The 25,394-nt window shown below is 68.7% G+C and carries 21 protein-coding genes; 14 read left to right on the top strand and 7 right to left on the bottom strand.

What is annotated here, in order from left to right:
* Together QU603_RS02165 and QU603_RS02160 are read left to right on the top strand one after the other, a co-directional pair.
* On the top strand, positions 1-2,427 hold the full coding sequence (locus QU603_RS02165) for a beta-xylosidase/alpha-l-arabinosidase (protein WP_308492864.1): 2,427 nt from the start codon (positions 1-3) through the stop codon (positions 2,425-2,427).
* Positions 2,428-2,569: 142 nt separating this feature from the next.
* Positions 2,570-3,028 carry a hypothetical protein gene (locus tag QU603_RS02160; RefSeq protein WP_308492863.1) on the top strand — a complete coding sequence of 153 codons (459 nt, stop codon included), beginning with the start codon at positions 2,570-2,572 and terminating at the stop codon, positions 3,026-3,028.
* A gap of 82 nt (positions 3,029-3,110) precedes the next feature.
* Here QU603_RS02160 and QU603_RS02155 read toward each other — a convergent pair whose 3' ends face one another.
* The 4 genes from QU603_RS02155 to QU603_RS02140 all read right to left on the bottom strand — a co-directional run bounded on the left by QU603_RS02155 (position 3,111) and on the right by QU603_RS02140 (position 8,385).
* Entirely contained in the window at positions 3,111-3,749 is a 639-nt protein-coding gene (locus tag QU603_RS02155) for a response regulator (RefSeq protein ID WP_370655321.1), read from the bottom strand.
* On the bottom strand, positions 3,746-4,915 hold the full coding sequence (locus QU603_RS02150) for a sensor histidine kinase (RefSeq protein ID WP_308492862.1): 1,170 nt from the start codon (positions 4,913-4,915) through the stop codon (positions 3,746-3,748). Before QU603_RS02150 ends, QU603_RS02155 begins: the two co-directional genes overlap by 4 nt.
* Before the next feature lie 86 nt (positions 4,916-5,001).
* Positions 5,002-7,815: an aconitate hydratase gene (locus QU603_RS02145; RefSeq protein ID WP_308493915.1), complete on the bottom strand. Its 2,814-nt coding sequence runs from the start codon at positions 7,813-7,815 to the stop codon at positions 5,002-5,004.
* Between the two features lie 90 nt (positions 7,816-7,905).
* Positions 7,906-8,385, bottom strand: a complete 480-nt coding sequence (locus QU603_RS02140) for an Lrp/AsnC family transcriptional regulator (RefSeq protein WP_308492861.1) — start codon at positions 8,383-8,385, stop codon at positions 7,906-7,908.
* A gap of 93 nt (positions 8,386-8,478) precedes the next feature.
* On the opposite strand from QU603_RS02140, the gene QU603_RS02135 reads away from it, so the two are divergent.
* The 3 genes from QU603_RS02135 (at position 8,479) to QU603_RS02125 (ending at position 11,869) form a co-directional block, all read left to right on the top strand.
* Positions 8,479-9,906, top strand: coding sequence for a DUF6421 family protein (locus tag QU603_RS02135; RefSeq protein ID WP_308492860.1), 1,428 nt, complete (start codon positions 8,479-8,481; stop codon positions 9,904-9,906).
* Between the two features lie 161 nt (positions 9,907-10,067).
* Complete coding sequence (locus QU603_RS02130; protein WP_308492859.1) at positions 10,068-10,766, top strand: SDR family NAD(P)-dependent oxidoreductase; 699 nt, start codon at positions 10,068-10,070, stop codon at positions 10,764-10,766.
* Between the two features lie 35 nt (positions 10,767-10,801).
* Positions 10,802-11,869 (top strand): threonine aldolase family protein, encoded by a 1,068-nt coding sequence (locus tag QU603_RS02125; protein ID WP_308492858.1) that lies wholly within the window; start codon positions 10,802-10,804, stop codon positions 11,867-11,869.
* A 234-nt stretch (positions 11,870-12,103) separates the two neighbouring features.
* Here the strand turns inward: QU603_RS02125 and QU603_RS02120 are convergent, their stop codons facing one another.
* Positions 12,104-13,666: a DivIVA domain-containing protein gene (locus QU603_RS02120; protein ID WP_308492857.1), complete on the bottom strand. Its 1,563-nt coding sequence runs from the start codon at positions 13,664-13,666 to the stop codon at positions 12,104-12,106.
* Between the two features lie 104 nt (positions 13,667-13,770).
* The gene (locus QU603_RS02115) at positions 13,771-14,418 is read right to left on the bottom strand and encodes an NUDIX hydrolase family protein (protein ID WP_308492856.1); all 648 of its coding nucleotides are present in this window, start codon (positions 14,416-14,418) and stop codon (positions 13,771-13,773) included.
* A 100-nt stretch (positions 14,419-14,518) separates the two neighbouring features.
* Here QU603_RS02115 and QU603_RS02110 point away from each other — a divergent pair, with 100 nt between their 5' ends.
* From QU603_RS02110 to QU603_RS02090, 5 genes are all read left to right on the top strand, one after another.
* Positions 14,519-15,184: an alpha/beta hydrolase gene (locus tag QU603_RS02110; RefSeq protein ID WP_308492855.1), complete on the top strand. Its 666-nt coding sequence runs from the start codon at positions 14,519-14,521 to the stop codon at positions 15,182-15,184.
* A 297-nt stretch (positions 15,185-15,481) separates the two neighbouring features.
* Complete coding sequence (locus QU603_RS02105) at positions 15,482-17,155, top strand: ABC transporter substrate-binding protein (RefSeq protein ID WP_308492854.1); 1,674 nt, start codon at positions 15,482-15,484, stop codon at positions 17,153-17,155.
* Positions 17,156-17,234: 79 nt separating this feature from the next.
* Positions 17,235-18,275 (top strand): ABC transporter permease, encoded by a 1,041-nt coding sequence (locus tag QU603_RS02100; protein ID WP_308492853.1) that lies wholly within the window; start codon positions 17,235-17,237, stop codon positions 18,273-18,275.
* 8 nt (positions 18,276-18,283) lie between these two features.
* A complete protein-coding gene (locus tag QU603_RS02095) occupies positions 18,284-19,204 on the top strand; it encodes a carbohydrate ABC transporter permease (RefSeq protein WP_308493914.1) in 921 nt (306 codons plus the stop codon).
* The gene (locus QU603_RS02090; RefSeq protein ID WP_308492852.1) at positions 19,201-19,947 is read left to right on the top strand and encodes a DUF624 domain-containing protein; all 747 of its coding nucleotides are present in this window, start codon (positions 19,201-19,203) and stop codon (positions 19,945-19,947) included. Before QU603_RS02095 ends, QU603_RS02090 begins: the two co-directional genes overlap by 4 nt.
* Before the next feature lie 10 nt (positions 19,948-19,957).
* On the opposite strand, the gene QU603_RS02085 is transcribed toward QU603_RS02090, so the two are convergent.
* Complete coding sequence (locus QU603_RS02085) at positions 19,958-20,941, bottom strand: LacI family DNA-binding transcriptional regulator (protein ID WP_308492851.1); 984 nt, start codon at positions 20,939-20,941, stop codon at positions 19,958-19,960.
* Between the two features lie 223 nt (positions 20,942-21,164).
* Here QU603_RS02085 and QU603_RS02080 point away from each other — a divergent pair, with 223 nt between their 5' ends.
* Genes QU603_RS02080 through QU603_RS02065 form a run of 4 tightly spaced genes read left to right on the top strand, consistent with a single transcriptional unit; the run spans position 21,165 to position 25,385 of the window.
* On the top strand, positions 21,165-22,364 hold the full coding sequence (locus QU603_RS02080; protein WP_370655320.1) for a Gfo/Idh/MocA family protein: 1,200 nt from the start codon (positions 21,165-21,167) through the stop codon (positions 22,362-22,364).
* Entirely contained in the window at positions 22,361-23,053 is a 693-nt protein-coding gene (locus tag QU603_RS02075) for a ThuA domain-containing protein (protein WP_308492849.1), read from the top strand. The genes QU603_RS02080 and QU603_RS02075 overlap by 4 nt, the downstream gene beginning before the upstream one ends.
* Positions 23,050-24,174, top strand: a complete 1,125-nt coding sequence (locus QU603_RS02070) for a Gfo/Idh/MocA family protein (RefSeq protein ID WP_308492848.1) — start codon at positions 23,050-23,052, stop codon at positions 24,172-24,174. Before QU603_RS02075 ends, QU603_RS02070 begins: the two co-directional genes overlap by 4 nt.
* Positions 24,171-25,385 (top strand): endo-1,4-beta-xylanase, encoded by a 1,215-nt coding sequence (locus tag QU603_RS02065; protein ID WP_308492847.1) that lies wholly within the window; start codon positions 24,171-24,173, stop codon positions 25,383-25,385. The genes QU603_RS02070 and QU603_RS02065 overlap by 4 nt, the downstream gene beginning before the upstream one ends.
* Positions 25,386-25,394: the final 9 nt, after the last annotated feature.

Raw genomic sequence — 25,394 nt, 5'->3', positions numbered from 1 at the left:
ATGTACGACGACGTCCCCGCGTTCCCCCATGTCTCGGAACGGGTTCAGACGCTGCATGCGCAGATGACCCTCGATGAGAAGCTCGCCCAGCTCGTGGGCTACTGGCTCGACCAGAACGGCACCGTCGCGCCGATGCAGAGCGAGATGGCGGCCGGGCAGAAGGCGGCCGGTGCGCTGGCCGAGGTCACCCGCGACGGCATCGGCCACTACACCCGCGTCTACGGCACGCGGCCGGTCGAACCCGCCGAGCGCGCTCAGTGGCTGTGGCACGAACAGCGCCGCCTCAAGCGCGAGACGCGACTGGGCATCCCGGCCATCGTGCACGAGGAGTGTCTGACGGGTCTGGCCGCATGGAAGGCTGCCGTCTTCCCCACTCCCCTGGCCTGGGGCGCCGCGTTCGACCCCGACCTGGTGCGCGAGATGGCCCAGGCCATCGGCGATTCGATGCGCGAGCTCGGCGTGCACCAGGGACTGGCACCCGTGCTGGACGTCATCCAGGACCCGCGGTGGGGACGCGTCGACGAATGCATCGGCGAGGACCCGTACCTGGTCGGCACCGTCGGCACCGCGTACGTGCAGGGCCTGCAGGCTTCCGGCATCCACGCCACCCTCAAGCATTTCGCCGGATACTCGGCCTCGCAGTCGGGCCGCAACCACGCCCCGGTGCACGTCGGCCCGCGCGAGATGGCCGACGTGTTCGTGCCTCCGTTCGAGATGGCGGTGGCCGAAGGGCGCCCCGCCTCGGTGATGAACGCCTACACGGCCCTGGACGGTCTGCCGATGGCGGCAGACCCCGGCTACCTCACCACGCTGCTGCACGATCGGCTCGGGTTCGACGGCGTCGTGGTGGCCGACTACTTCTCGGTCGCCTTCCTCGAGGTCATGCAGGCCGTGGCATCCGACCGCGGCCACGCCGCCGCACTCGCCCTGGAAGCGGGAGTGGATGTCGAGCTGCCCACCGGCGACGCCTACCTCGAGCCGCTGCGCGAGCGCGTGCGCTCCGGGGCGTTCGATGAGCGCTACATCGACCGTGCCGTGCTGCGGGTGCTCCGGCAGAAGGAGCAGCTCGGCCTGCTGGACGCCGACGCGTACGAGGACGAGCCGCCCACCCTCATCGACCTGGACTCCCCGCGCCACCGCGACATCGCGCGCCGGCTCGCGCAGGAATCGGTCGTGCTGCTCTCGAACGACGGCACACTGCCGCTGAAGCCGGCCACCCGCATCGCGGTGATCGGGCCCAACGCCGACCGATCCGAGGCCCTGCAGGGCTGCTATTCGTTCGCGAACCACGTGCTCGCCCACCACCCGGGGGTGCCGGTCGGGGTGCAGATCCCCACCGTCTCCGAGGCGCTGCGCACCGCCGGGTTCGAGACGACGTTCGCCCACGGCTGTGCTGTCGACGGCACCGACACGTCGGGTTTCGCCGACGCCGTCGTCGCCGCCCGTGATGCAGACGTGGCCGTGATCGTCGCCGGCGACCAGGCGGGCCTGTTCGGCCGCGGCACCGTCGGCGAGGGCAACGACGCCGAGTCGCTCGAGCTGCCCGGCGTGCAGCGTGCACTCATCGAGGCGGTCGTTGCCACAGGCACCCCCGTGGTGGTGGTGCTGTTGACCGGGCGTCCCTACGTGCTGGATTGGGCATTGGATGCCGAGGGCCCGCGTCCGCACGCGGTGCTGCAGTCGTTCTTCCCAGGCGAGGAGGGCGGCACGGCGATCGCCGACGTGCTCAGCGGCGACGCGGCACCGTCGGGCCGCCTGCCGATCTCGCTCCCCCGGTCGACGGGCGCGCAGCCCTACACGTACCTGCACCCCATCCTGGGAGGCGATTCCGACGTGACGGCGGCGCACTCCAGGCCGGTGCGGCCGTTCGGCTTCGGTCTGTCGTACACGACTTTCGCCTATCGCGACCTGGTCGTCGACGCCGAATGCCCGGCCGGTGACGAGTTCGACGCCGAAGTGACCGTGACCAACACCGGATCGGTCGCCGGCACCGACGTCGTGCAGCTGTACGGCCACGACGTGCAGGCCCAGATCGCACGTCCGGTCGCCCAGCTGCTCGGCTATGCCCGCGTGCACCTCGAGGCGGGTGAGTCGGTACGCGTCCGATTCCGGGTGCCCAGCGTGCGATTCGCCTTCAGCGACCGGTCCCTCACGCGCATCGTCGAGCCCGGCGATGTGCAGGTGTGGATCGGCGCGCACTCCGAGGCGACGGCCGCCGACGCCGAGACCGCGGCCGACGCGCGCGACGACGGCGGGTTCGGCGTCAGCGCCGACGGCGGGCACAGGGCGACCGAGCTCCGGGTGGCGGGTGCTGCCACCGCGCGTGCCACCGTGGCGCTGACGGGCCGGCCCCACGCCGTGACCGGCGCCGAGGCGCGCACCGTGCGGTGCGAGAAGATCGACGTAGCCACGGCTGCGGCGGTCTGAGCGCGCAGCGGCCCTGCACAGAGTGGGCTGTTGCGTGTGTGCGCGGTGACGTCGGCACTTCTAATGCAGCTGATCTTGACACAAGAGGGTTCTGGGTGGATTCTATGAACATACAGAGTTGTTTATAGAGGAGGCTCTCATCATGACCGAGTCGGCATTACGCGCGCGCAACAGCGTGTCGGTGAACGCGTCATTCTGGACGCGTCTGCAGGACGAACCTGCGTTCGCGGCATTCTGGATCCTTCGGGTCGGATTCATCGTGCTGCCCCTGTGGATGGGCATCGACAAGTTCGTCAACGCCCTCACAGACTGGCCGCACTATCTCGCTCCGTGGATCGTGGACATCCTGCCGTTCTCGGCGCAGACGGCGATGTACATCGTCGGCGTCGTGGAGATCGTCGCCGCGATCGCCATGCTCATCAAGCCGCGCTACGCGAGCTATGTCGTCGCGCTGTGGCTGGCCGGCATCGTCGTCAACCTCCTGACCTGGTCGGGCTTCTACGACGTCGCGCTGCGCGACTTCGGCCTGCTGGTGGCGGCTCTCGCGCTGTCGCGTCTGGCCTCGGTGTACGACAAGCCGTGGGGCCGCTCCTCCCGCTGACCCGACACCGCGGTCGGCGTCCTGCTCTCGCGGGCGAGAGCAGGACGCACGGAGCGCGCAGTGCAGGTTGCGAAGGGGGCCGTCAGGCCAGGCCGTGCTCGAAGGCGAAGACCACCAGCTGCACTCGGTCACGCAGGGCGAGCTTGGCGAGGATCCTGCTGATGTGCGTCTTCACGGTCGCCTCCGACAGGAACTCCCGCGCCGCGATCTCGGCGTTCGACAGCCCGCGCGCGGCCAGGGCGAAGATCTCGCGCTCGCGCTCGGTGAGATCGCCGTACGAGTCCGGCACGGGGTGGGACGCGGCATCCATCGTGTGCGCGAACAGGTCGCGGGTCGCGGATGCCGCGATCACGGCCGACCCGGCATGCACGGTGCGGATCGCCGCCAGCAGAAACTCCGGGTCGGCGTCCTTGAGCAGGAAGCCGCTCGCACCCTGCCGGATCGCCCGGGCCGCAGCCTCATCCAGGTCGAACGTGGTGAGCATCACGATGCGGGGGGCATCGGCATCCTGCAGCAGCTCAGCCGTCGCGACCAGGCCGTCCATGACCGGCATGCGGATGTCCATCAGCACGACGTCCGGGCTCGTCGCGCGCACCACGTCGATGGCCTGACGTCCGTTGGATACCTCGCCCACGACCTCGAGGTCGGCCTGCGAATCGATCACCATGCGGATGCCCGCGCGGAACAGCGCCTGGTCGTCCGCGAGCACCACCCGGATCACAGGGCACCTCCGATCGGCAGCGCCGCCTGCACGATGAACCCGTCGCCGTGGGCTGCGGCATCCAGTTCGCCGCCGACCAGCAGCGCGCGTTCGCGCATGCCGATCAGTCCGTGCCCGCGCGCCGTCCGCTCCCCTATCGGGGGCGACGCGGCCGTCGCGCGGCCGGGCCGCAGCGCGTTGCGCACCGACAGGTCGACCCGGTCGGCGTGCCATGCCAGGCCGACCTCGACTGCGCCGGCTCCGTGTCGCAGAGCATTGGTGAGCGCCTCTTGCAGAATGCGATAGACCGCCAGCTGCGTGGCCGCGGGCGGATCCGTCTTCGGCGTCGGGTCGATGTCGATGCGAAGCTCAAGGCCCGCGGCACGCATCTGGGCGAACATGAGGTCGAGATCGGCGATGGTCGGCTGCGGCCCGTCTTCTTGCCGGTGGCGCAGTTGAGCCAGCAGCACGCGCACGTCGGCCAGCGCCGCACGGGCGGTCACCGAGATCGTCTCCAGCGCGTCGAGCCGCGTGCGGTCCGCCGTGGCATAACGCGCTCCGTCGGCCTGCGCGATCACGACCGCGAGCGAGTGCGCGACGACATCGTGCATGTCACGCGCGATGCGCGCCCGCTCTGCCTCGGCGGCCGTCTCGGCCTCGGCACGCTGCTGCGCGACACGGGTCGTTCGGGCCCGGCGCGACGTGCGCACGAGCGCCCCCGCCGTCCAGGCCAGCAGCAGTGCGAAGGTTGCAGCGATCAGCACCGCGACCGCCGTGGTCAACGTGCTCATCGACAGCGGAATCGCACCGAGCACCAGGAACAGATAGGCCGTGGCCACCGCCGCACCCGCGATCGCCGATGAGAAGCCGAACCAGAACACCAGACGCGATCCATACGCCGCCGCGGTGTACAGCACTGCGAACACCGCGAAGTCGACGATCGCCGGCCCCCGGCCGAACGACATCTGCACGATGGCACCGGCCCACGCGATCCCCAGCGCCAGCGGCGGCGACAGGCGGCGTACAGCGACGGCTGCGCCGAAGATCGCGCACACGAGCACCGAGATCGCCTCGCTCGGCAGACCGCCGAACGTCGTCCACATCTCCCGGGGCAGAGACACGAGCGCGAACAGCACCGCAACCGTCACGTCGATGACGATCTGGGCGGTGGTCAGGCGACGGAACACCCTCCCACGCTACGGGAGCGGCCTGCGCGCGGCATCCATCCTGCGATGTATCCCTGCCTGCCCGCGCGCCGCGGCCCCGGCAGGAGTCACGCGTGCAAGCGCTGGCGCAGCACGTACTGCAGAATGCCTCCGTGTCGGTAGTAGTCGCGCTCGGTCGGGGTGTCGATGCGCACGACCGCGGTGAACTCACGGGCCTCGCCCTCGTCGGGCTGCACGCGCACGGTCACCTGCTCGGGCACGTCGTCCTGACCTGACAGACCCGTGATCGTGTAGGTCTCGGTGCCGTCCAGGCCCAGCGTCGCGGCGGTGTCGCCCTCGGCGAACTGCAGCGGCAGCACACCCATGCCGATCAGGTTCGAACGGTGGATGCGCTCGTAGGACTCTGCCAGCACGGCCTTCGCGCCCAGCAGCACTGTGCCCTTGGCGGCCCAGTCGCGACTCGAGCCCGATCCGTACTCCTTGCCGGCGATCACGATCAGCGGCGTCCCCGAGGCTGCATACTCCTGCGCGGCGTCGTAGATCGTGACCGTCTCGGTGCCGCCGGGCAGAACGCGGGTGAATCCGCCCTCGGTGCCCGGCACCAGCTCGTTGCGCAGCCGGATGTTGGCGAAGGTTCCGCGGATCATCACCTCGTGGTTGCCGCGACGCGACCCGTACGAGTTGAAGTCATGGTGCTCGACGCCGTGCTCGGTCAGGTACTTGCCGGCCGGCGAGCTGAACGTGATCGAACCGGCGGGCGAGATGTGGTCGGTGGTCACCGAGTCGCCGAGCTTGGCCAGCACCCGCGCATCCGAGATATCGGCAAGGGCATCGGGCTCGGGGCCCATGCCGACGAAGTACGGCGGCTGGCGCACATAGGTCGAGTCATCCTGCCAGTCGAACTTCTCCCCCTCGGGGATGGGCAGGCTGTTCCAGTTATCGTCGCCGGCGTACACGTCCGAGTAGCCCTCGGTGTACATGCGGGCCTCGATGCAGCTGTCGACGACCTTCTTGATCTCGGAGGACGTCGGCCAGATGTCGCGCAGATACACCGGCTCGCCCTCGGTGTCGGTGCCGAGCGGATCGTGGTTCAGGTCGACGTGCATCGAACCTGCCAGCGCGTAGGCGACCACCAGCGGCGGCGAGGCGAGGAAGTTCATCCGCGTCTGCGGGTGGATGCGGCCCTCGAAGTTGCGGTTGCCCGAGAGCACCGCGGCCACAGTCAGATCCCCGGCGTCGACGGCGGCGGCCACCTCGTCGGGCAGCGGGCCCGAGTTGCCGATGCAGGTCGTGCAGCCGTAGCCGACCAGGTTGAAGCCGAGCTGGTCGAGGTAGGGCGTCAGCTCTGCCCGGTCGAAGTAGTCGGTCACCACGCGCGAGCCCGGGGCCAGCGACGTCTTGACCCACGGCTTGGACTTCAGGCCCTTCTGCACGGCGTTGCGCGCCAGGAGCGCAGCGCCGATCATCACCGACGGGTTCGAGGTGTTCGTGCACGAGGTGATCGCGGCGATCACGACGTCGCCGTTGTCGATCTTGGTCTGGTTGCCCCCGACGGTCAGCTCCTGCGGGTTGGAGGGCCACTGCGGCTCCTCCGAGCCGGTGTATCCCCCGCGCGGCGCCTTCACGTCCGTCAGGTCGCGGTCCCCATAGAAGGGGTCGGATGCCGGGAAGGTGTCATCGACCGCATCGTCGAGCGCCGTGAGCACCTTCACGTTGGCGGTGGGGTCTTCGAGCAGGCGCGCGACGGTGCGCGAGGCGAGGCTGAGCGGAATGCGATCCTGCGGACGCTTGGGGCCGGCGATCGAGGGCTCGATCGACGACAGGTCGAGCTCGACGACCTGCGAGTACTCGGGCTCGTGGTCGGGGTCGTGCCACATGCCCTGCGCCTTGGCATAGGCCTCGACCAGCGCGACCCGTTCGGGGCTGCGCCCGGTGAAGGTGAGGTAGTCGATGGTCTCTTGATCGATCGGGAAGATCGTGCACGTCGAGCCGTATTCGGGGCTCATGTTGCCGATCGTGGCGCGGTTGGCCAGCGGAACGTTGGCAACGCCCGGACCGAACACCTCGACGAACTTGCCCACCACGCCGGTGTGCCGCAGCAGCTCGGCGACCGTGAGCACCATGTCGGTGGCGGTGACGCCTTCGCGCAGTGAGCCTTCGAGCTTGAGGCCCACGACTTTGGGCAGCAGCAGCGAGATGGGCTGGCCCAGCATGGCCGCCTCGGCCTCGATGCCGCCCACGCCCCAGCCGAGCACGCCGAGTCCGTTGATCATCGGAGTGTGCGAGTCGGTGCCCACCAGGGTGTCGGGGTAGGCGACCGGCAGCCCCTGCCCGGAACCATCGCCGTCGGCGCCGAAGACGACCCGACCGAGGTATTCGAGGTTCACCTGGTGGCAGATGCCGGTGTCGGGCGGCACGACGGCGAAATTGTCGAAGGCGTGCTGCGCCCAGCGCAGCAGCTGGTAGCGCTCCTTGTTGCGCTCGAATTCGATGTCGGCGTTGATCTTGAACGACCCGAATCCGCCGAAGCTCTCGGCGATGACCGAGTGGTCGATGACGAGCTCGACCGGAATCAGCGGGTTCACCTGCTGCGGGTCGCCGCCCAGGTCGCTCATCGCGTCGCGCATGGCGACGAGGTCGACGACTCCGGGCACCCCGGTGAAGTCCTGCAGCAGCACGCGGGCGGGGCTGAACTGCACTTCGCTGTGCCCGACATCCTTCGCGTTCCAGCCGGCCAGCGCACGGATCTGGTCGGCGGTGACCGCGTGGCCGTCCTCGTTGCGCAGCAGGTTCTCGAGCAGGATCTTCAGGCTGTACGGCAGTCGCGCTGAGTTCGGGATGCTGTCGAGCCGGTAGAACTCGTACTGCTTGTCGCCGACGGTCAGAGTGTCTTTCGACCCGAAGCTGTTCACCATCGATATCGCCTCCTGGCACAATCGCGGTCGCAAGCCACCCTTGCGAGACCCTGCTTGCCATATTGCCGCAGTTTCGGGGCGCGCGGGCGGGTCGGCTCAGCCGACGGAGACGATCGGGCGCTGTTCGTAGAAGGTCTGCAGCACGATCGTGGTGCGGGTGCGCACGTTCGCCGCGAGCCGGATGTCGCGGATCAGCCGCTCCAGTTCGCGCGGCGAGGCGACGCGCACGAACAGCATGTATGCGGCATCGCCCGCGATCGAATGGCACGCCTCGATCTCGTCCAGATGCTCGAGCAGCTCGGGGGCGTTGTCGGGCTGGGCGGGATCCAGCGGAGTGATCTCGATGAACGCCGACAGCGGACGGCCGACGGCTTCGGCATCCAGCACCGGCCGGTAACCGGTGACCACTCCGCGCGCCTCGAGCCGGCGCAGCCGCGCCTGCACGCTCGACACCGACAGTCCGACCCGGTCGGCGACGTGCGTCAGCGTGGCACGCGCGTCGCGCGACAGCTCGGCCAGGATCCGGGTGTCGGCCGCATCCAAGCGCGCGTCGGCGGGAGAGATCACATCGGACATAAGCGTAAGATTACCGGTAGTAACGTTGCCTTGCCGTAAATTTTACGGCTAGTGCCGGTTTTATGGCACGCACCACACGGATCGGAGGTTCCCATGTCCATGAGTCAGGTCCACGCAGAGCGTACGCAGAAGACCGTCGTCGGCGAACCCGAGGTCCTCGAAGACGCCCGCGGCGTCGAAGACAGCGCCGCCTGGCTGGCGCTGAAGGATGCCGCGACCGCTCTGCAGGCCATCCAGATCAAAGACGGCTCGGTGCCCGACGAGAAGGCGCGCGCCGCAGAACTGGTCTCCACGATCACAGCGTCGATCGCCGAGCTCGCACCGCGCTTCCCGCACGATGAGGCCTACCTCGCGGCATCCATCGCGGACTTCCGCCGCTGGGCCGACGACGGGTTCGGCGAGCCGGACTTCCTCGACTCGCTGGTCGCCTTCCACCCCGAGCAGCACCGCGTCGACGGCCTGCGACACCTGGTCGTCTTTCCGATGTACACGCAGAACGGGTCGAGCAACCGGCACGTCGAGGCGCTGATCGTCGAGGTCATCTGGCCCGAGTTCGTCGCGGCGCTCGAAGCCGGCGACTACGGCAACAAACTGTTCGTCTCACTGCGCCTGATCGATTTCACGCCCGGTTACGACACGAACTCGGCGGTGCTCTTCCCCGAGACGGTCGCGATGCGCGAGATCCCCTCGTTCACGTGGGGCGCGATCTTCCAGGACCGCGAGGCGGCCCGCTACCGCCGCGTCGTGCGCGCGGCAGCGGAGATCACCAAGCTCGACCTGCCCGCCGACGCCGTCGAGATGCTCGACGACCAGAAACTGGCCGAAGAGACCTTCGTGATGTGGGACATGATCCACGACCGCACGCACATGCGCGGCGACCTGCCGTTCGACCCGTTCATGATCAAGCAGCGGATGCCGTTCTTCTTGTACTCGCTCGAAGAGATGCGCTGCGACATGACCGCGTTCCGCGAGTCGGTCGCGATCCAGAAGAGACTCGAGTCGTCGCCGGCCGAGCTCAGCGATGTCGAGAAGCAGATCCTCGCGCACGCCAAGCTCGTGCAGTACGCCGTGATCTTCGACCGGATCTTCCGGTTCGCGATCACCGGCTCCCGCGTGCGCAACTACGACGGGCTGGGCGGCCAGTTGCTGTTCGCGTGGCTGCACCAGCACAAGGTGCTGCACTGGACCGACACCGCGCTCGCGTTCGACTGGGCCGACGTCCCCGCCGCCGTCGTGGCGCTCGGGGATGCGATCGACGAACTGTACTGGCGCTCGATCGACCGACCCAAGACCGCGCACTGGCTCGCCGCGTACGAGCTGGTCAGCTCGGTGCTGACCCCGAACCCCGCCTCGGTGTGGGCGCGCGGACTGTCCGACGAGGTGCTGGCCGGCCCCACCCGCGGCTACACCGACCAGGTGCTGGACGACGAGTTCCCGCTGTCGATGTTCTACGAGGCGCTCGAGAAGAAGATGCGCGCCGTGATCGAGTCGACCTCGGGCATCCGCGCGACGGACGCCTGACCGCACTCCTCGCGTCAAGATCATATGATTTCGACAAGCGCACACCGCTTTGACGTCAATGCGATGTGCGCTCGTCGAATCCCTATGTTGTGGATCCCTCGCCGACCCCTTCGGGCTCGTGAGCGATGGATGCCGCGGCCCACCGCGAAGGAGCACCTGACATGACAGACCTGACCGGACGGACGGTGCTGATCGCGGGCGCGACGAGTGCGAGCGGCCACGTTGCGGCGCAGACACTGCTGGATGTCGGAGCCAACGTGGTGGCCGTCGGCCACGATCCCGGCAAGCTCGAGCAGCTCGCCGAGACACTGCGCGCCGGCACCGCGGCCGGCGCCGACGACCCCTGGATGGTCGAGGCCTGCGACCTCGCCGACGAGGACTCCGTGCACAGCCTCGCCGAGCGACTGCACACGGCCGACATCCACGTCGACGGCCTGCTGCATCTGGTCGGCGGCTGGCGCGGCGGCGGGGGCCTTGCCGGTCAGACCGACGACGACTACCGCTTCCTCGAACAGTCGCTGACCGCACTGCGACACGTGACCCGTGTGTTCGATGACGACCTCAATGCGTCGGATGCCGCGCGCCTGGCCTTCGTCTCCTCGGTCTCGGTCACGAACCCCCTGGCCGGCGGCGCGAACTATGCGGCGGTCAAGGCCGCCGGCGAGGCCTGGATGCGCGCGGCCGGCCACGGCTTCGCCAAGAACGCCCGTGACGGCGAGCGCCCGCTGGCGGCGGCATCCGTCATCTTCCGCGTGAAGTCGCTGTCAGGGTTGGAGCAGACCCTGGCCGACCGGTTCGTCGCCCTGTGGGACGCCGACCCCGCCGACGTCAACCGCACGGTCATCGACCTGACGGCGTGATGCGACCACGCCAGTATGAACGAGAATGGACACCCGTGACCCCTCTGCATGACCCGAACGTCCGCGGCTTCGCATCCGATAACTATTCCGGCATCCATCCTGAGATCCTCGAGGCGATCGCCCAGGCCAACAACGGCCACCAGATCGCATACGGCGAAGACGCCTACACGGCCCGGCTGCAAGAGGTCATGGTCGATCATTTCGGCGAGGGCGTCGAGGCGTTCCCGGTGTTCAACGGCACCGGCGCCAACGTCACGGGCCTGCAGTCGATGCTGCCCCGCTGGGGTGCCGTGGTCGCCGCCGAGACCGCGCACATCAACGTCGACGAGCAGGGCGCGCCCGAGCGGATCGGCGGTATGAAGCTGCTCACGGTTCCCTCGCCCGACGGCAAGCTCACCCCCGAGCTGATCGACCGGCAGGCGTGGGGCTGGGGCGACGAACACCGCGCGCAGCCGCTCGTGGTCTCGCTGACGCAGTCCACCGAGGTCGGAACTCTCTATACCGCGGCCGAGCTGAAGGCGATCACCGACCACGCCCACGAGCGCGGCATGCACGTGCACATGGACGGCGCCCGCCTGTCCAATGCTGCAGCATCCCTCGACCTGCCGCTGAGGGCGTTCACCCGCGACGTGGGCGTCGACGTCGTGAGCTTCGGCGGCACCAAGAACGGGGCGATGGGCGGCGAGGCGGTCGTCGTGCTCAACCCCGAGGCATCCACCGGTCTGATCTATCTGCGCAAACTCAACATGCAGCTCGCCTCGAAGATGCGGTTCATCTCGGCGCAGCTGGTCGCGCTGCTCGACGGCGACCTGTGGCTGCGCAACGCCCAGCACGCCAACGCGATGGCGCAGCGCCTGCGCGCGGGCGTCGAGGCGGGCCTGGCCGACGGGTCGATCCGCGGCGTGGGCTTCACACAGGCCACGCAGGCCAACGGCGTGTTCGCGACGCTGCCCGACGGCGTCGCCGACCGGCTGCGGCAGTCGTTCCGCTTCTACGACTGGGATGCCTCGCGCAACGAGGTGCGGTGGATGTGCTCGTTCGACACCACCGAGGATGACATCGACGCCTTCATCGCCGCGATCGCGCGCGAGACCACGGCCTGAACCCTCGCACGCCGGCCTTCACCGGCAAGCAGCACGTGCCCTCCGCACGACTCACGCCTTGATGCTCCTGCAGCATCAAGGCGTGAGTCGTTCGACCGAGCAGGTCGGCCTCGGGCCGCGTGCACAGCCGCGGGGATTGTCGATGACACGCCGGCGGGGGATGCCGCTGCCCGGCGCGGCGGCGAGAATCCCCGCCGTTGTGCACGCCCGACGAGGGCTTCTCGAGCTCGGCGGTCAGGCGTTCACTGACCGGTCGGCGTCCGCATCCAGGGTCGCGAGGTCGCCCTCGTCATGCGACTGGGAGCCGTCCGCGTCGGTGTCCGTGTCGTCGTGGCCAGCATCGCCGTCGGCGTCGGCATCGGCGCCGCCGTCGGCCTGCTCGAGCCCGGTGGCTTCGTCGATGACCTCACCATCCCGCTCTGCGGACCCATCGGCCGCAGGCGCGGCATCCTCTTCACCGGCACCGACGATCGACGCGCCATCCAGGCCCGCGGGCCGGATGAGCTCGCGCACCTCGGCCATGAAGCTGGTCAGCTGGTGCTGCTGCCAGCGCAGCTGGCGGGTGCGATCCTCGGCGTCGTGCAGCACGGACTGCGCGTTCGAGGTCACCATGTCGATGATCTTCTGCGCACGGGTGCGGGCGCTGTCGAGGTGGTCGGCGGCACGCACGCGCGCGTCAGCCTCGATCTGCTGGGCCTGGGCCCGAGCGAGCTTCTCGTAGTCGTCGGCCTTGCTCGAGACGCGCTTGGCGTGTTCGAGGGATGCCGCGACCTGCTCGTTGGCGTCCGCGGTGATCCGCTCGGCGTGGGCGACGGCCTGATTGTGCAGCACCAAGAACTCCTGGTGCGCGTCATCCTGGCGCCGGGTCAGCGACTCCTCGAACTCGAGCGTGCGCACGCGCAGCTCGCGCACCGCCTCTTCGGCCTCGCCGCGGTCGCGACTCGTCTCGCGGGCGACCATCGCCCGCAGCGCCGCCGCCCCCTTCTCCGCCTCGGAGCGGATGGCCGCGGCCTCCTGCTGAGCCTGTTCGACCTTCTCGGCAGAGCGCGCGGCCTCGCGCTCGAGCTGCGCCTCATGGGCGGCGAGTTCCGTCTCGATGCGCAGCCGCGACTGCTGGGCCTCGTGCTGTGCCTGCGAGATGATCGCCTCGGCGTCGGCCTGGGCATGCGCGCGCGAGTTCTCGATCTCGACCCGGGCGGCCTGCAGCAGCCGGTCGCCCTGCACCGAGGCGTTGCGGATCAGCGTCGACGCCTGCTCCTCGGCGACCCGCAGGATCTCTTCGAACTGCGGCCGGTTGGGGGTGTCGACGCCGCTGCCGCTGAGCTCTTCGGAGAGCACCTGCACCTGCTTCTGCGCATCCGCGGTCTGCGTCTGCGCAGCGGTCAGCTCGTCCTTGAGCTGGGCGATCTGATCGGCCAGCTGTGCCAGCTCGTCGCCCCGTTCGGCGCGCGCGGCCTCGGCGGCCTCGTCGCGGGCGGCTTCGGCATCCGCCAGCTGGGCGCGCAGCTGCGCGACCTCGTCCCCCTCGTGCGACTGGGCCGTGTCGACGACGGACTGCAGCTCGGTGACACGACGGCGGGCTTCGCCCAGAGCGGATGCCGCGCGGTGACGATCGTCTTTGAGCTTGGCGATCTCGTCCTGCGCCGCGACGGCGCGGGCGCGCAGGTCATCGAGCGTGGCGTCGACCTCTTCTTTGTCGTAGCCGCGGAACGCGGTGGTGAAGACGGTCTCGGGTGCGCTGCCGCCGATCAGGCTGTCGAAGGACAGGGGTGCGGTAGAGGGGGCGTGGTCGGACATCGGGGGCTCTCCGGCAAGTGTGTGTGCCGCGGCACAGCGGCGGAATCGGGCACTTGAACCCTACCTCGCCAGCCTGTGTGACTCACCCCCTCAGGGGATCATTTTCAGCGCAGTGCGCCCACACTCGCCAGCGCCATGCGCAACAGTGTGCCGCGCCCGCCCTCCATGTCGGCGGCCACGCCGCCCGACGCGGCTTCGGCCGGCGTCATCCACGTGACTTCCAGCGCGTCCTGACGCGGGTCGCAGGTGCCGGTGACCGGCACGACGAACGCGAGCGAGACCGCGTGCTGACGGTCGTCGTGGAACGCGCTCAAGCCGGGCAGCGGAAAGTACTCGGCGACCGTGAACGGTGCCGGCTGCAGCGGCAGCTGGGGGAAGGCCATCGGGCCCAGATCGTTCTCCAGGTGTCGGAACAGTGCGTCGCGGATCGTCTCGGCGTACCGCACACGCCCCGACACGATGGTGCGGGTGATCTCGCCCAGAGCGGTGGCACGCAGCAGCAGGCCCACCTGGGTGACCGCACCCATGCCATCGGTGCGCACCGGCACAGCCTCGACGTACAGCATCGGCAGCCGACGACGCGCCTCGGCCAACTCGAGCTCGGTCAACCACCCGGGATTGGCCGCCGCGTCGCCCGACGCCGGTGCGCCGAACGAACTCAGCGACCCGGCCACGAACGGCTCGCCATTGCCGAGCCCATGACCTTCGGGCTCATCGGGCTCCGGTTCGGGATCGGGCGTGCGGACGGGCATGCCTCCTGTATACCCCACCGGGTCGGCGTCGGCGGGTACCGGTCGTCCATCGCCACCTGCGTACCGCCGTGCGCGGCGGCTCGCCTGGCAGACTGGGCACATGGACCAGCCACCCATCGATGCGGGCGTCACGCTGTGGTCGCAGACGGAGGCCGAGCGCACAGACCGGCCCCTGCTGGTGCTCATGCACGGGTACGGCGCCGATGAGAACGATCTGTTCGCGCTCGCCCCGCTCCTGCCCGACGGCTTCGCGTACGCGGCCGTGCGGGCACCGCTGACCCTGCCCTGGCCCGCCCCCGGCTTCTCGTGGTATCCGATCGACGACGTGGTCGATGTGCAGCTCGCCGGCCGCGACCCCGCACGTGTGACGGCTGCGGCATCCGCCTTCGTGCAGTGGCTGGATGCTGCGGCCTCCCCTGCGCAGACCATCGGCATGCTCGGCTTCTCGCAGGGCGCGTCGGTCGCGCTGCAGGCGCTGCGGCTGCGGCCCGAACGGTTCGCGTTCGCGGTGAACCTCAGCGGCTACGCCGCGCCGGGCGAGCTGCCGCACGACGCGGAGCTTGCCGCCGCGCGCATTCCGGTGTTCTGGGGGCGCGGAGCGCGCGATGACGTCATCCCGCCGGCGCTCGTCGAGCACACCGCGCAGTGGCTGCCCGCGCACAGCGACCTGTCGGGCCGCGTCTATCCGGAGCTGACCCACGGCGTCTCGGAGGACGAGCTCGCCGACGTGCGCGCGTTCCTCGACAAGCGCCTTGCCGCACTCTGAACGGAGACGATCGGCCGGACCGACCGGCCTCGGCGGCACTGCGGAGCACATGATCCGCAGACTTCTGCACGTTCTCGATCACCGCGGTGATCTGCCACACTTAGTTGAACGATAGACCTTATTAGTCGATCGTTATACACTCGCCTTTGATCGCCAGAAGAGGCCGTCATAGCCTCCGTAGGGCAATCGCAAAAGAAGTACGCAGGATCACCGTTGCGAGGATCACTGTCGACCGCGTGACACCCCGCCCGCCAGCAGCCGACGGACCGGGCACATCTCAATGAGGAGCAGGAGCACATGACACGAAGGACATCACTTCTGGCGCGACGGGGAAGCGCACTCGCGGCGATCGCCGTCAGCGCCGCGCTCGTACTCGCCGGCTGCAGCGGAGGCGGTGGCAGCAGCAGCGATGACGGACCGTCGCTGGAGGGCCACACCGCGGGCGCCATGGAGAACTTCACCGCCGACGAGCAGTTCACGGCGACCGAGCCGGTCGACTTCTCGATGCTGTGGACCGACTGGCCCGACACCCCGATCACCGACACCTGGCAGATCTTCGATGAGATCAAGAAGCGCACGAACGTCTCGCTCGATCTCACGAACATCCCGTTCAGCGACGCGACCGAGAAGCGCAGCCTGCTCATCAGCGCCGGCGACGCGCCGTACGTCATCCCGCTGACCTACACGGGTGACGAGACGCAGTTCGCCGCCTCCGGAGCGGTTCTGCCCATGAGCGACTACGTCGAGCAGATGCCGAACTTCCAGAAGTACGTCAAGGAGTGGCACCTGGAAGACATGATGGACAACCTGCGCCAGGCAGACGGCAAGTACTACATGCTGCCGGGCCTGCAGGAGGTGTCCGTGCCCGTCTTCACGCTGATCCTGCGCAAGGACGTCTTCGACGAGGTCGGTGCCAAGATCCCCGAGACATGGGACGAACTGCGCGACGGACTGGCGAAGATCAAGGCGAAGTACCCCGACTCGCACCCGCTGGCCGACGGCTTCGAAGGCCAGTCCATGATCAACTACGCTGCGCATGCCTTCGGCACCGTCGCCGGCTGGGGCCTGGGCAACGCAACGTTCTGGAACAAGGACGAGAAGAAGTTCGAGTTCGCCGGCAACGACGGCTACAAGCAGATGGTCGAATACTTCCGCGGCCTGTACGACGACGGACTGCTGGACGGGGACTCGTTCACCGCGTCCAACGACGGCAGCGGAACGGTGACCGAGAAGTTCGCGGCCGGCAAGGTGTTCGCGGCGTCGGGATCGGCCGGAACCGTGCAGGACTTCTCGACGGCGCTGGACCAGACGGTCGGAAAGGGCAACTACGAGCTCGTGCAGATCGCCCCGCCGGGCGGCCCGGCCGGCCAGGTCGTCGAGCCCCGCAACTTCTGGAACGGCTTCATGCTGACCACGGATGCTGCCAAGGACCCGCACTTCCTCGCAATGCTGCAGTTCCTCGACTGGCTCTACTACAACCCGGACGCGCGTGAGATGCTGCGCTGGGGAGTGGAGGGCCAGACCTACACCAAGGATGCCGACGGCAAGATCACGCTCAAGCCGGAGTTCTCGTACGACGCATTCGGAATCAACCCCGACGGCAAGACCGACATCCTCAAGGACCTCGGCTTCGGCACCAACGTGCTCGCCGACGCGACCGAGTCCCGTGCGCTGAAGGAGTCGTACAACTCGCACCAGCTCGTGGACTACATCGATGCGGTGAGCTCCACGCGCACGCCGCGTGCGCCGTTCCCGGCAGCGCCGCTGAACGAGTCCGAGCTCGAGCAGTCCGCGCTGATGGCCACCCCCATCAAAGACACGCTGAACACGAACACGCTGAAGTTCATCCTCGGACAGCGCCCGCTCAGCGAGTGGAGCACCTTCCTCGGTGAAGTCGAAGGCCAGAACCTCTCGGGGTACCTGGGCCTGATCAACGGGGCGCAGAAGCGCTTCGCGGAGAAGAACGGCTGATCCCGATGTGAACGGGCGGTGGGTCGCCAGTCCCCCCATGGCGGCCCGCCACCCGTGCATCGCAAAGGAGCGACTGCAGATGACCATCAACCTGGGTCAGGAGATCGCGTCGACGGAGCTGCCGCCCGACACGAGGACCCTCACCACCGAATCCCCTCGACGGCGGCCCTTCCCGGGGCGGCGACCTCGAAGAGACCGTCACCGCGCCACGGTGCGCGCTGTTCCGTGGCGCACGGCTCTCCGGCGCGACTGGGCGCTGTACGCGATGGCGGCCCTGCCGCTGATCTTCCTCGCGATCTTCCGCTACGTGCCGATGCTCGGCAACATCATCGCCTTCCGGAAGTTCCGCCCCGGCGGCAACATCTTCGGCGAGCAATGGGTCGGGCTGCGCTACATCGACATGTTCATCAACGACCCGACATTCTGGCACGTGTTCTGGAACACCGCCATCATCGGAGGTCTGACGCTGCTGGTGTGCTTCCCGCTGCCGATCGTGCTCGCCCTCATGCTCAACGAGGTGCGCAAGACGTTCTTCAAGCGCACGGTGCAGTCGATCACCTACCTCCCGCACTTCCTGTCGATCGTGATCATCGTCGGCATGACGATGCAGCTGCTGTCGGTGACCGGCACCGTCAACCAGTTCATCGAGGCGGTGGGCGGGGACGCGATCCCCTTCCTGCAGCGCGCGGAATGGTTCCGCGCGATCTACGTCGGCACCGAGGCGTGGCAGACCGTCGGCTGGGGTACGATCCTCTACCTGGCCGCACTGACCACCGTGGATGCGTCGCTGTACGAGTCCGCACGCATCGACGGCGCAGGCCGGTGGCGCCAGACGTGGCACGTCACCCTGCCCGGCATCCGCCCCACGATGATCACACTGCTGATCCTGAACATCGGCACCTTCCTCAATGTGGGCTTCGAGAAGGTGCTGCTGCTGTACAACCCGCTCACGTACGAGACGGCCGACGTCATATCGACGTACCTGTACCGCGTCGGTCTGGTCTCGAACAATCTCAGTTATGCGGCGGCGATCGGCCTGTTCCAGGCCTGCATCGGCTTCGTGATGGTCATGTCCGCGAACCTGATCTCGCGGCGAGTAGTAGGGACGAGCCTGTGGTGATCCAAAGCATGTCGGCGCCCTCGCACGCAGGTCGCGACTTCCGGCCGGTCAGCATCCGCGACACCAGGGGGCACCGTGCCTTCGTCGTGGTGAACACCGTCTTCCTGCTCATGATCTGCGCCGTGATGCTGTACCCGTTCCTCACGGTGCTGGCGCAGTCGTTCTCGAGCCCGGGGGCGATCAAGGCGGGCCAGGTCAACCTGTTCCCGGTCGGGTTCAACGTGGAGACCTACGTGGCCGTGTCGCAGAACAAGCAGTTCTGGCAGGCCTACGGCAACACCGTGCTGTACACCGTGGTCGGCACGACGATCGCGATGGTGCTGACCACGATGCTCGCCTACGTGATCTCCAAGAGTCACCTGCGCGGGCGCTCGTTCCTGATCGGGGTCGCCGTCTTCACGATGTTCTTCAACGGCGGCATCATCCCCAACTACGTGCTCATCTCGTCCATCGGGCTGAAGAACACGATGTGGGCGGTGATCCTGCCCGCAGCGCTGTCGGTGTTCAACCTGCTGGTGATGAAATCGTTCTTCGAGAATCTTCCGCGCGAGCTCGAAGAGGCCGCGCAGATCGACGGGCTGGGCTGGTGGGGCATCTTCACCCGCATCACCATTCCCCTCTCGAAGGCCGTGCTGGCCACGATGATCCTGTTCTACGCGGTGGCGTACTGGAACGACTGGTTCAGCGCGTTCCTGTATCTCGACCAGCGAGACCTGTTCCCGGTGACGCTCTATCTGCGAAACCTCATCGCGGGGGCATCGACTGCGGCCACCGAGAGCGCGGCGGCAGCGGGAACGCAGAAGGACGCGATCGACGCGAACATCCAGGCGGTGACGATGATCCTGACCCTCGTCCCGATCCTCTTCGTCTACCCGTTCGTCCAGCGGTACTTCGTCTCGGGCGTGATGCTGGGCTCGGTCAAGGGATGAGCAGCCCCGCATCCGACGCGGCGGCGGGCCGGCACCCCGCCGCCGCGCGCGCGGGCGAAGAGCCGGCGTCGGCCGGAGTGCCGGACGAGGGCCCTCTGACCCGCTTCACCACGGCGGTGTACCGCCATCTCGCGCTGGGAGTCAGCCTGGCCCTTGCCTGTCTGCCGACTGTCATCGTGCAGACGCTGTTCCGGCCCGAGGCATCCAGTGTGGCGGTGTTCGTCGCGGCGCTGCTGCCGGTCGCGCCTGCGCTGGCGGCCGGGCTCTACACGGTCCGCAGCTGGCGGCGCACGCCCGATGCCGGACCGTTCGCGCTGTTCGTGCGGGGCTATCGGCTGAATCTGTGGGATGTCACGAAATGGTGGGCTCCGCTGGTGCTGATCGGTGTCGTGCTCAGCATCGACATCGTCTTCGCCGAAGCGGTGCCCGGCGCCGGCGTGCTGCGCGGCATCGGCATCGTCCTCGCGGTCACGCTGACGCTGTGGTCGGGGCACGCGCTGGTGATCAGCGCGTTCTTCTCCTTCCGCACCCGCGACGTGCTGCGTGTGGCCGTGGTGGAGCTCTTCTCCCGCTGGCAGGTCACGCTCGCGTTCGCCTCGCTGCTGATCGTGGCCATCGCCGTCGTCTACCTCGCCACGGAGGTCGGCCTGCTGGCCCTCGCCTGGGCGTTCGTGGCGATGTGCGAGCTGGTCTCGCGCCCGGTCGTGCAGGATGTCACGGCCCGGTTCACCAGCGAGGGGTGAGCACGGCGCGTCAGCGGGTGGAGCCGCGCACGACCAGACTCACCGGCGTGACCACGTGCTCGGCGGCGGTGCCGCCGGCGATCCGCTGCTCGAGCAGTCGCACTGCGGTGGCGGCGAGCTGGTCGTGATTCGGATTGATCGAGGTGAGCCCCGACGAGACGAACTCGTCGACGTCGAGGTCGTCGAAACCCACGACCTGCACCTCGTCGGGCACGCGGATCCCCCGCTCGCCCAGCGCCGCGAGCGCACCATGGGCCAAGACGTCGGTGACGGCGAACACGCCGTCCACAGGGAGCCCCGAGTCCAGCAGCTGCCGCATCGCGGTGCGCGCGTCGGCCATCGCGTACTCCGCGACGGGCACCACCAGCCGCGGATCGGTGGACAGCCCCGCTTCACGGTGCGCAGTCTCCCAGCCCTCGCGGCGGGAAGAGGCCATGCTCTGCTCGGGGTCGAACCGCCCGCCCAGCACCGCGATGTGCCGCGCCCCGCGCGACAGGAGATGTTCCGTGGCCAGGCGCGCGCCCTCTTCGTTGTCCAGTCGCACGTGGTTCAGGTCGGCCGGCATCTCTCGTTCGCCCAGCAGCACGAGCGGAACCGCCTTGCCGATCAGCTCGAGCTCGGCGTAGCTGATCCCATAGGCCGACAGCAGCACGCCGTCGTACATGCGCAGTCGCGCCAGCGACAGCGCTTCTCGTTCGTGCTGCGCATTGGCTGCCGTGCGCTCGAGCACGAGGTGACGATTCGAGGCCTCGATCAGCAGTGCCAGCCGGTCGGCGACGGCGCCGAAGTAGTCGTGGAAGCTCGGCACGATGAGGGCGACGGAGTCCGTGCGCCCGGCCCGCAGATTGCGCGCGGTGAGATTGATCTCGTAGCCCAGTTCGGCCACGACGCTCAGGACGCGTTCTCGGGTCGCTTCCGATGCGCGGGGCCGTCCGTTCAGGATGTGTGAGACCGTCATCACAGACACGCCCGCTTCGCGAGCGACATCGCTCATCGTGACCATCGCGATTCCCCCTGTCGCATTGTCTCATCGACCCGTTCGCTTTGAACTCGGCCTTCCGTCGACTATGATGAGTCTATCGATAAACAGCCCGTTGTTCGATACCAGCGAGTCTCGCAGGTGCGACTCAGAGGCAACGCATAAGTGTGCGCACCACAGTGATTCACCCAGAGGGACTCACCCGCCGACCGTGATCCCTTGATTTCAGAGGATGTCCATGCCGCCCCTTCGTATCGCCCTCATCGGCACCGGCTTCATGGGCCGCGCCCATTCCCACGCGTGGCGCACAGCCGGAGCGTTCTTCGACCTTCCCCGAACCGTGGAGACCGCTGTGCTCGTCGGCCGCGATGCGGGGCGTGCGCAGGATCTCGCCGACCGGTTCGGCTGGGCCGAAGTCAGCACCGACTGGCAGGATGTCGTCTCCCGCACCGACATCGACGTCGTCGACATCTGCACACCCGGCAACCTGCACGCGCCGATCGCGCTGGCGGCACTGGCCGCCGGAAAGCATGTGCTGTGCGAGAAGCCGCTGGCCAACTCGACCCAGGACGCGACGGTCATGGCCGATGCGGCCGCCCGCGCCCACGCGCGCGGCGTCGTCGCGATGTGCGGTTTCAGCTATCGGCGCACGCCCGCGCTCGCGCTGGCCAAGCAGCTGATCGACGACGGCCTGGTGGGAGCCGTCCGCCACGTGCGCGCGCAATATCTGCAGGACTGGCTCACCGACGCCGACGCGCCCTTGACCTGGCGGCTGGATGCGTCACAGGCCGGCAGCGGCGCCCTCGGCGACATCGCCGCGCACTCGATCGACACGGCGCAGTGGCTCACCGGCAGCCGCATCACGGCCGTCTCGGCGATACTCAAGACCTTCGTGCCCACGCGCCCGGTGCTCGCCGAGCAGGTGGGCCTGGGCGGTCGCGGCGACACCGACGGCGAACGGGGACCTGTCACGGTGGATGACGCGGCCGCCTTCACCGCGACGTTCGACGATGGCGCCCTGGGCGTCTTCGAGGCGACGCGCATGGCGACCGGGCGGCGCAACGCCAACCGCATAGAGATCAGCGGTGAGCGCGGCGCGATCGCGTTCGACTACGAGCGCAGCAACGAACTCGAGGTCTACGACACGACCGATCCCCTGGTCGCGCAGGGATTCCGGCGCGTGCTGGCGACCGAGCCGCAGCATCCCTACATGTCAGCCTGGTGGCCCACCGGCCACGGCATCGGCTACGAGCACGGGTTCACGCACCAGGCCGTCGATTTCGTGCGCGCGATCGCCGACGGGACCGAGGTCGCACCGACGTTCGCCGACGCCCTCGATGTGCAGCGCGTGCTCGACGCCGTCGCCGCCAGCGCCGCCGATTCCTCGCGGCTCACCGTCGTCCCCCATCCCTCCCGCACAGAAAGCACACCCTCATGAAAGACGCCCTCGTCGTTCGCGGCGGATGGGACGGCCATCACCCGGTCGAAGCCACCGAGCTGTTCATCCCGTACCTGCGCGAGCACGGCTATGACGTGCAGGTCACCGACTCCAACCAGATCTACGCCGACAGCGACCGCATGGGCCGCGTCGACCTCATCGTGCAGAGCGTGACGATGTCATCGATCAGCCGAGAGGCCTGTCAGGGCCTGCGCGCGGCGGTCGAGGCGGGCACGGGCCTGGTCGGCTGGCACGGCGGCATCGCGGACTCGTATCGCAACGACTCCGACTATCTGCAGCTGATCGGCGGTCAGTTCGCGACCCACCCCGGCAAAGAGCCGTCGCTGCGGCACGGCGACGAGACGGACAATTACCTTCCCTATACGGTCGAGTTCACCGAGGAGGGCAGCACCCACCCGATCACCGCAGGACTCGAGGACTTCGCTCTGGAGACCGAGCAGTACTGGGTGCTGCACGATTCGCTGATCGACATCCTGGCCACCACGACCCATCCGACTCGGCCGTGGCATCCGTGGCACCGTCCGATCGTCTCGCCTGCGGTCTGGACCCGCTCGTGGGGCGCCGGCCGCATCGTCGTGGCGACGCCGGGTCACTCGGTGGACATCCTCGAACACCCCACCGTGCGCACCATCATCGAGAGGGGGATGCTGTGGGCAACCCGAGCATGACGACCACGAGCAGCGATCGGCACAGGATCGGAATCATCGGCGTCGGGGTCATCTCCGCCGTCTACCTGCGCACCCTGGCCGCGCACCCGCGCATCGACCTGGTCGCCGTGGCCGATCTGGACATGCAGCGCGCGACCGCGGTGGCCGACGCGCACCCCGGCACGGTCGCGCTCACGGTTGACGCGCTGCTGGCGCGCGACGACATCGACACGGTCGTGAACCTCACGATCCCCCGCGCGCACGAAGAGGTTGGCCGCCGCTCGATCGCACACGGCAAGAACGTCTACGTCGAGAAGCCGCTGACGGCCACCCTCGCGGGGGCCTCACCGCTGCTGGCCGAGGCCGCCGCGCGCGGCACGCTGGTCGGGTGCGCGCCCGACACGGTGCTGGGCACCGGCATCCAGACCGCCCGCCACGCGGTCGAGGCAGGACTCATCGGGCGCCCCACGGCGGCCGTGGCCACCTGGATCGCCCCGGGGCACGAGTCCTGGCACCCCAACCCCGACTTCTACTACCTGCCCGGCGGCGGGCCGCTGCTGGACATGGGCCCGTATTACGTGACGTCGCTCGTGCAGCTGCTCGGCCCCGTCGTCGCGGTGACGGGGGCGGCCGGCCGCTCCCGCGACGAACGGGTGATCGGGTCCGGGGCGCGCGCAGGAGAGCGCATCCCGGTCGAGGTCGCCACACACGTCACCGGCATCCTCGAACACGCCGGCGGTGCGCTGTCGACGGTCGTCATGAGCTTCGACGGGTTCCGCTCCGCGGCGCGCCCGATCGAGGTGCACGGCGAGGACGGCACGCTGCTCGTGCCCGATCCGAACGCCTTCAGCGGCCCCGTCGAACACACCGCACGCGGCGTGGACGGATGGCGCGAGCTGGATCCCGCAGCCGGATACATCGACGCCGATCGCGGGGTCGGACTGCTGGACATGCTCGGAGCCGCCGGCATCGGCCCCTCGACGAACCGGGCAAGCGGTGATCTGGCTGCGCACGTGCTCGAGGTCATGATGACGATGCTGACCGCGGCCGACGAGGGTCGGCGTCTGCCGATCGACTCACGCCCGACGCTGCCTCCGCTCGTGCCGCTGACCGCCGCTGCCATCTGGCGGGGCACGGAGTGAGCGACGCCGACCCCTACGCCCACCGCCGCGGCGACGCGGTGATCGAGCTCACCGACGAACGCGGCGTCGCACTGTCCGACACCGACGTCCAGGTGCGCCAGCTGCGCCACGCGTTCCAGTTCGGCTGCACCGCGGTGGATCTGGACGCCGACGAGAGCCTGCGCTCGCTCTGGCTCGATCTGTTCGACACCGCCACGCTTCCCCGCTTCTACTGGGGCAGGTACGAGCCCGAACGCGGCCGCACCCGCCGCGACGCCGTGCTGCGGCTCGCACGCTGGTACGCCGAGCGCGGAGTGCGGCTGAAGGGGCATCCCCTCGTCTGGCACACCGTCAAACCGCGCTGGCTCGACGAACTGCCGCTGCCCGAAGCCGAAACGCTGCTGCGCGGACGGATCCGGCGAGAGGTCCGCGACTTCGCGGGCCTCGTGGATGCGTGGGACGTCATCAACGAGACGGTCATCATGCCCCGCTTCGACAACGAGCCCGACGGCATCGCCAACGCCGTGACCCGGCTGGCGGCGCAGAAGGGCCGGGTCGAGATGGTCCGGCTCGCCGTCGACGAGGCTCGCAGCGTCGGCACCGCGTCGCTGCTGGTGCTCAACGACTTCGATCTCGGCCCCGAGTATGAGCACCTCATCGAGGACGTGCTGGACGCCGGCATCCCCATCGACGCGATCGGCCTGCAGTCGCACATGCATCAGGGCTTCCGCGGCGAAGACGGGCTGCGCGAGATCTGCGACCGCTTCGCCCGGTTCGGGCTGCCGTTGCACTGGACCGAGACGACCCTCGTCTCGGGAGACCTGATGCCCGCCGAGATCGTCGATCTGAACGACTACCGAGTCGATGCGTGGCCGTCGACGGCACAGGGCGAGCAGCGGCAGGCGGCCGAGATCGTGCGCCACTACCGGACCCTGGTCGAACACCCCGCGGTGCAGTCGATCACCTACTGGGGGCTCGACGACGCGACCGCGTGGCTGGGCGCTCCCGCCGGCCTCGTGCGCACCGACGGCACGCCCAAGCCCGCCTACCGGGCGCTGCACGACCTCATCCGCGGCGAATGGTGGCTGCCGCCGCAGACCAGCCGCACTGACCAGGCCGGACGGATCACCCTGGCCGGCTTCGCCGGCACCTACGAGATCACCACCGCGCGCGGGCGCACCGTGGCCGAAATCCGCCCCGGCGCGTCGCAGACCGTCGCCGCCATGGCGTGACCTCGCGCC

Source organism: Microbacterium terrisoli (assembly GCF_030866805.1).
GTDB lineage: Bacteria > Actinomycetota > Actinomycetes > Actinomycetales > Microbacteriaceae > Microbacterium > Microbacterium terrisoli.
Note: the sequence above shows the minus strand (reverse complement) of the source record. Positions and strands in the feature narration are given on the sequence as shown.

Excerpts from the sequence above, each read along its gene's own strand:
- QU603_RS02165 (WP_308492864.1), top strand. The coding sequence starts at position 1 with ATGTACGACGACGTCCCCGCGTTCCCCCATGTCTCGGAACGGGTTCAG.
- QU603_RS02160 (WP_308492863.1), top strand. The coding sequence starts at position 2,570 with ATGACCGAGTCGGCATTACGCGCGCGCAACAGCGTGTCGGTGAACGCG.
- QU603_RS02140 (WP_308492861.1), bottom strand. The coding sequence starts at position 8,385 with ATGTCCGATGTGATCTCTCCCGCCGACGCGCGCTTGGATGCGGCCGAC.
- QU603_RS02135 (WP_308492860.1), top strand. The coding sequence starts at position 8,479 with ATGTCCATGAGTCAGGTCCACGCAGAGCGTACGCAGAAGACCGTCGTC.
- QU603_RS02130 (WP_308492859.1), top strand. The coding sequence starts at position 10,068 with ATGACAGACCTGACCGGACGGACGGTGCTGATCGCGGGCGCGACGAGT.
- QU603_RS02120 (WP_308492857.1), bottom strand. The coding sequence starts at position 13,666 with ATGTCCGACCACGCCCCCTCTACCGCACCCCTGTCCTTCGACAGCCTG.
- QU603_RS02115 (WP_308492856.1), bottom strand. The coding sequence starts at position 14,418 with ATGCCCGTCCGCACGCCCGATCCCGAACCGGAGCCCGATGAGCCCGAA.
- QU603_RS02110 (WP_308492855.1), top strand. The coding sequence starts at position 14,519 with ATGGACCAGCCACCCATCGATGCGGGCGTCACGCTGTGGTCGCAGACG.
- QU603_RS02105 (WP_308492854.1), top strand. The coding sequence starts at position 15,482 with ATGACACGAAGGACATCACTTCTGGCGCGACGGGGAAGCGCACTCGCG.
- QU603_RS02100 (WP_308492853.1), top strand. The coding sequence starts at position 17,235 with ATGACCATCAACCTGGGTCAGGAGATCGCGTCGACGGAGCTGCCGCCC.
- QU603_RS02095 (WP_308493914.1), top strand. The coding sequence starts at position 18,284 with ATGTCGGCGCCCTCGCACGCAGGTCGCGACTTCCGGCCGGTCAGCATC.
- QU603_RS02090 (WP_308492852.1), top strand. The coding sequence starts at position 19,201 with ATGAGCAGCCCCGCATCCGACGCGGCGGCGGGCCGGCACCCCGCCGCC.
- QU603_RS02085 (WP_308492851.1), bottom strand. The coding sequence starts at position 20,941 with ATGAGCGATGTCGCTCGCGAAGCGGGCGTGTCTGTGATGACGGTCTCA.
- QU603_RS02080 (WP_370655320.1), top strand. The coding sequence starts at position 21,165 with ATGCCGCCCCTTCGTATCGCCCTCATCGGCACCGGCTTCATGGGCCGC.
- QU603_RS02075 (WP_308492849.1), top strand. The coding sequence starts at position 22,361 with ATGAAAGACGCCCTCGTCGTTCGCGGCGGATGGGACGGCCATCACCCG.
- QU603_RS02070 (WP_308492848.1), top strand. The coding sequence starts at position 23,050 with ATGACGACCACGAGCAGCGATCGGCACAGGATCGGAATCATCGGCGTC.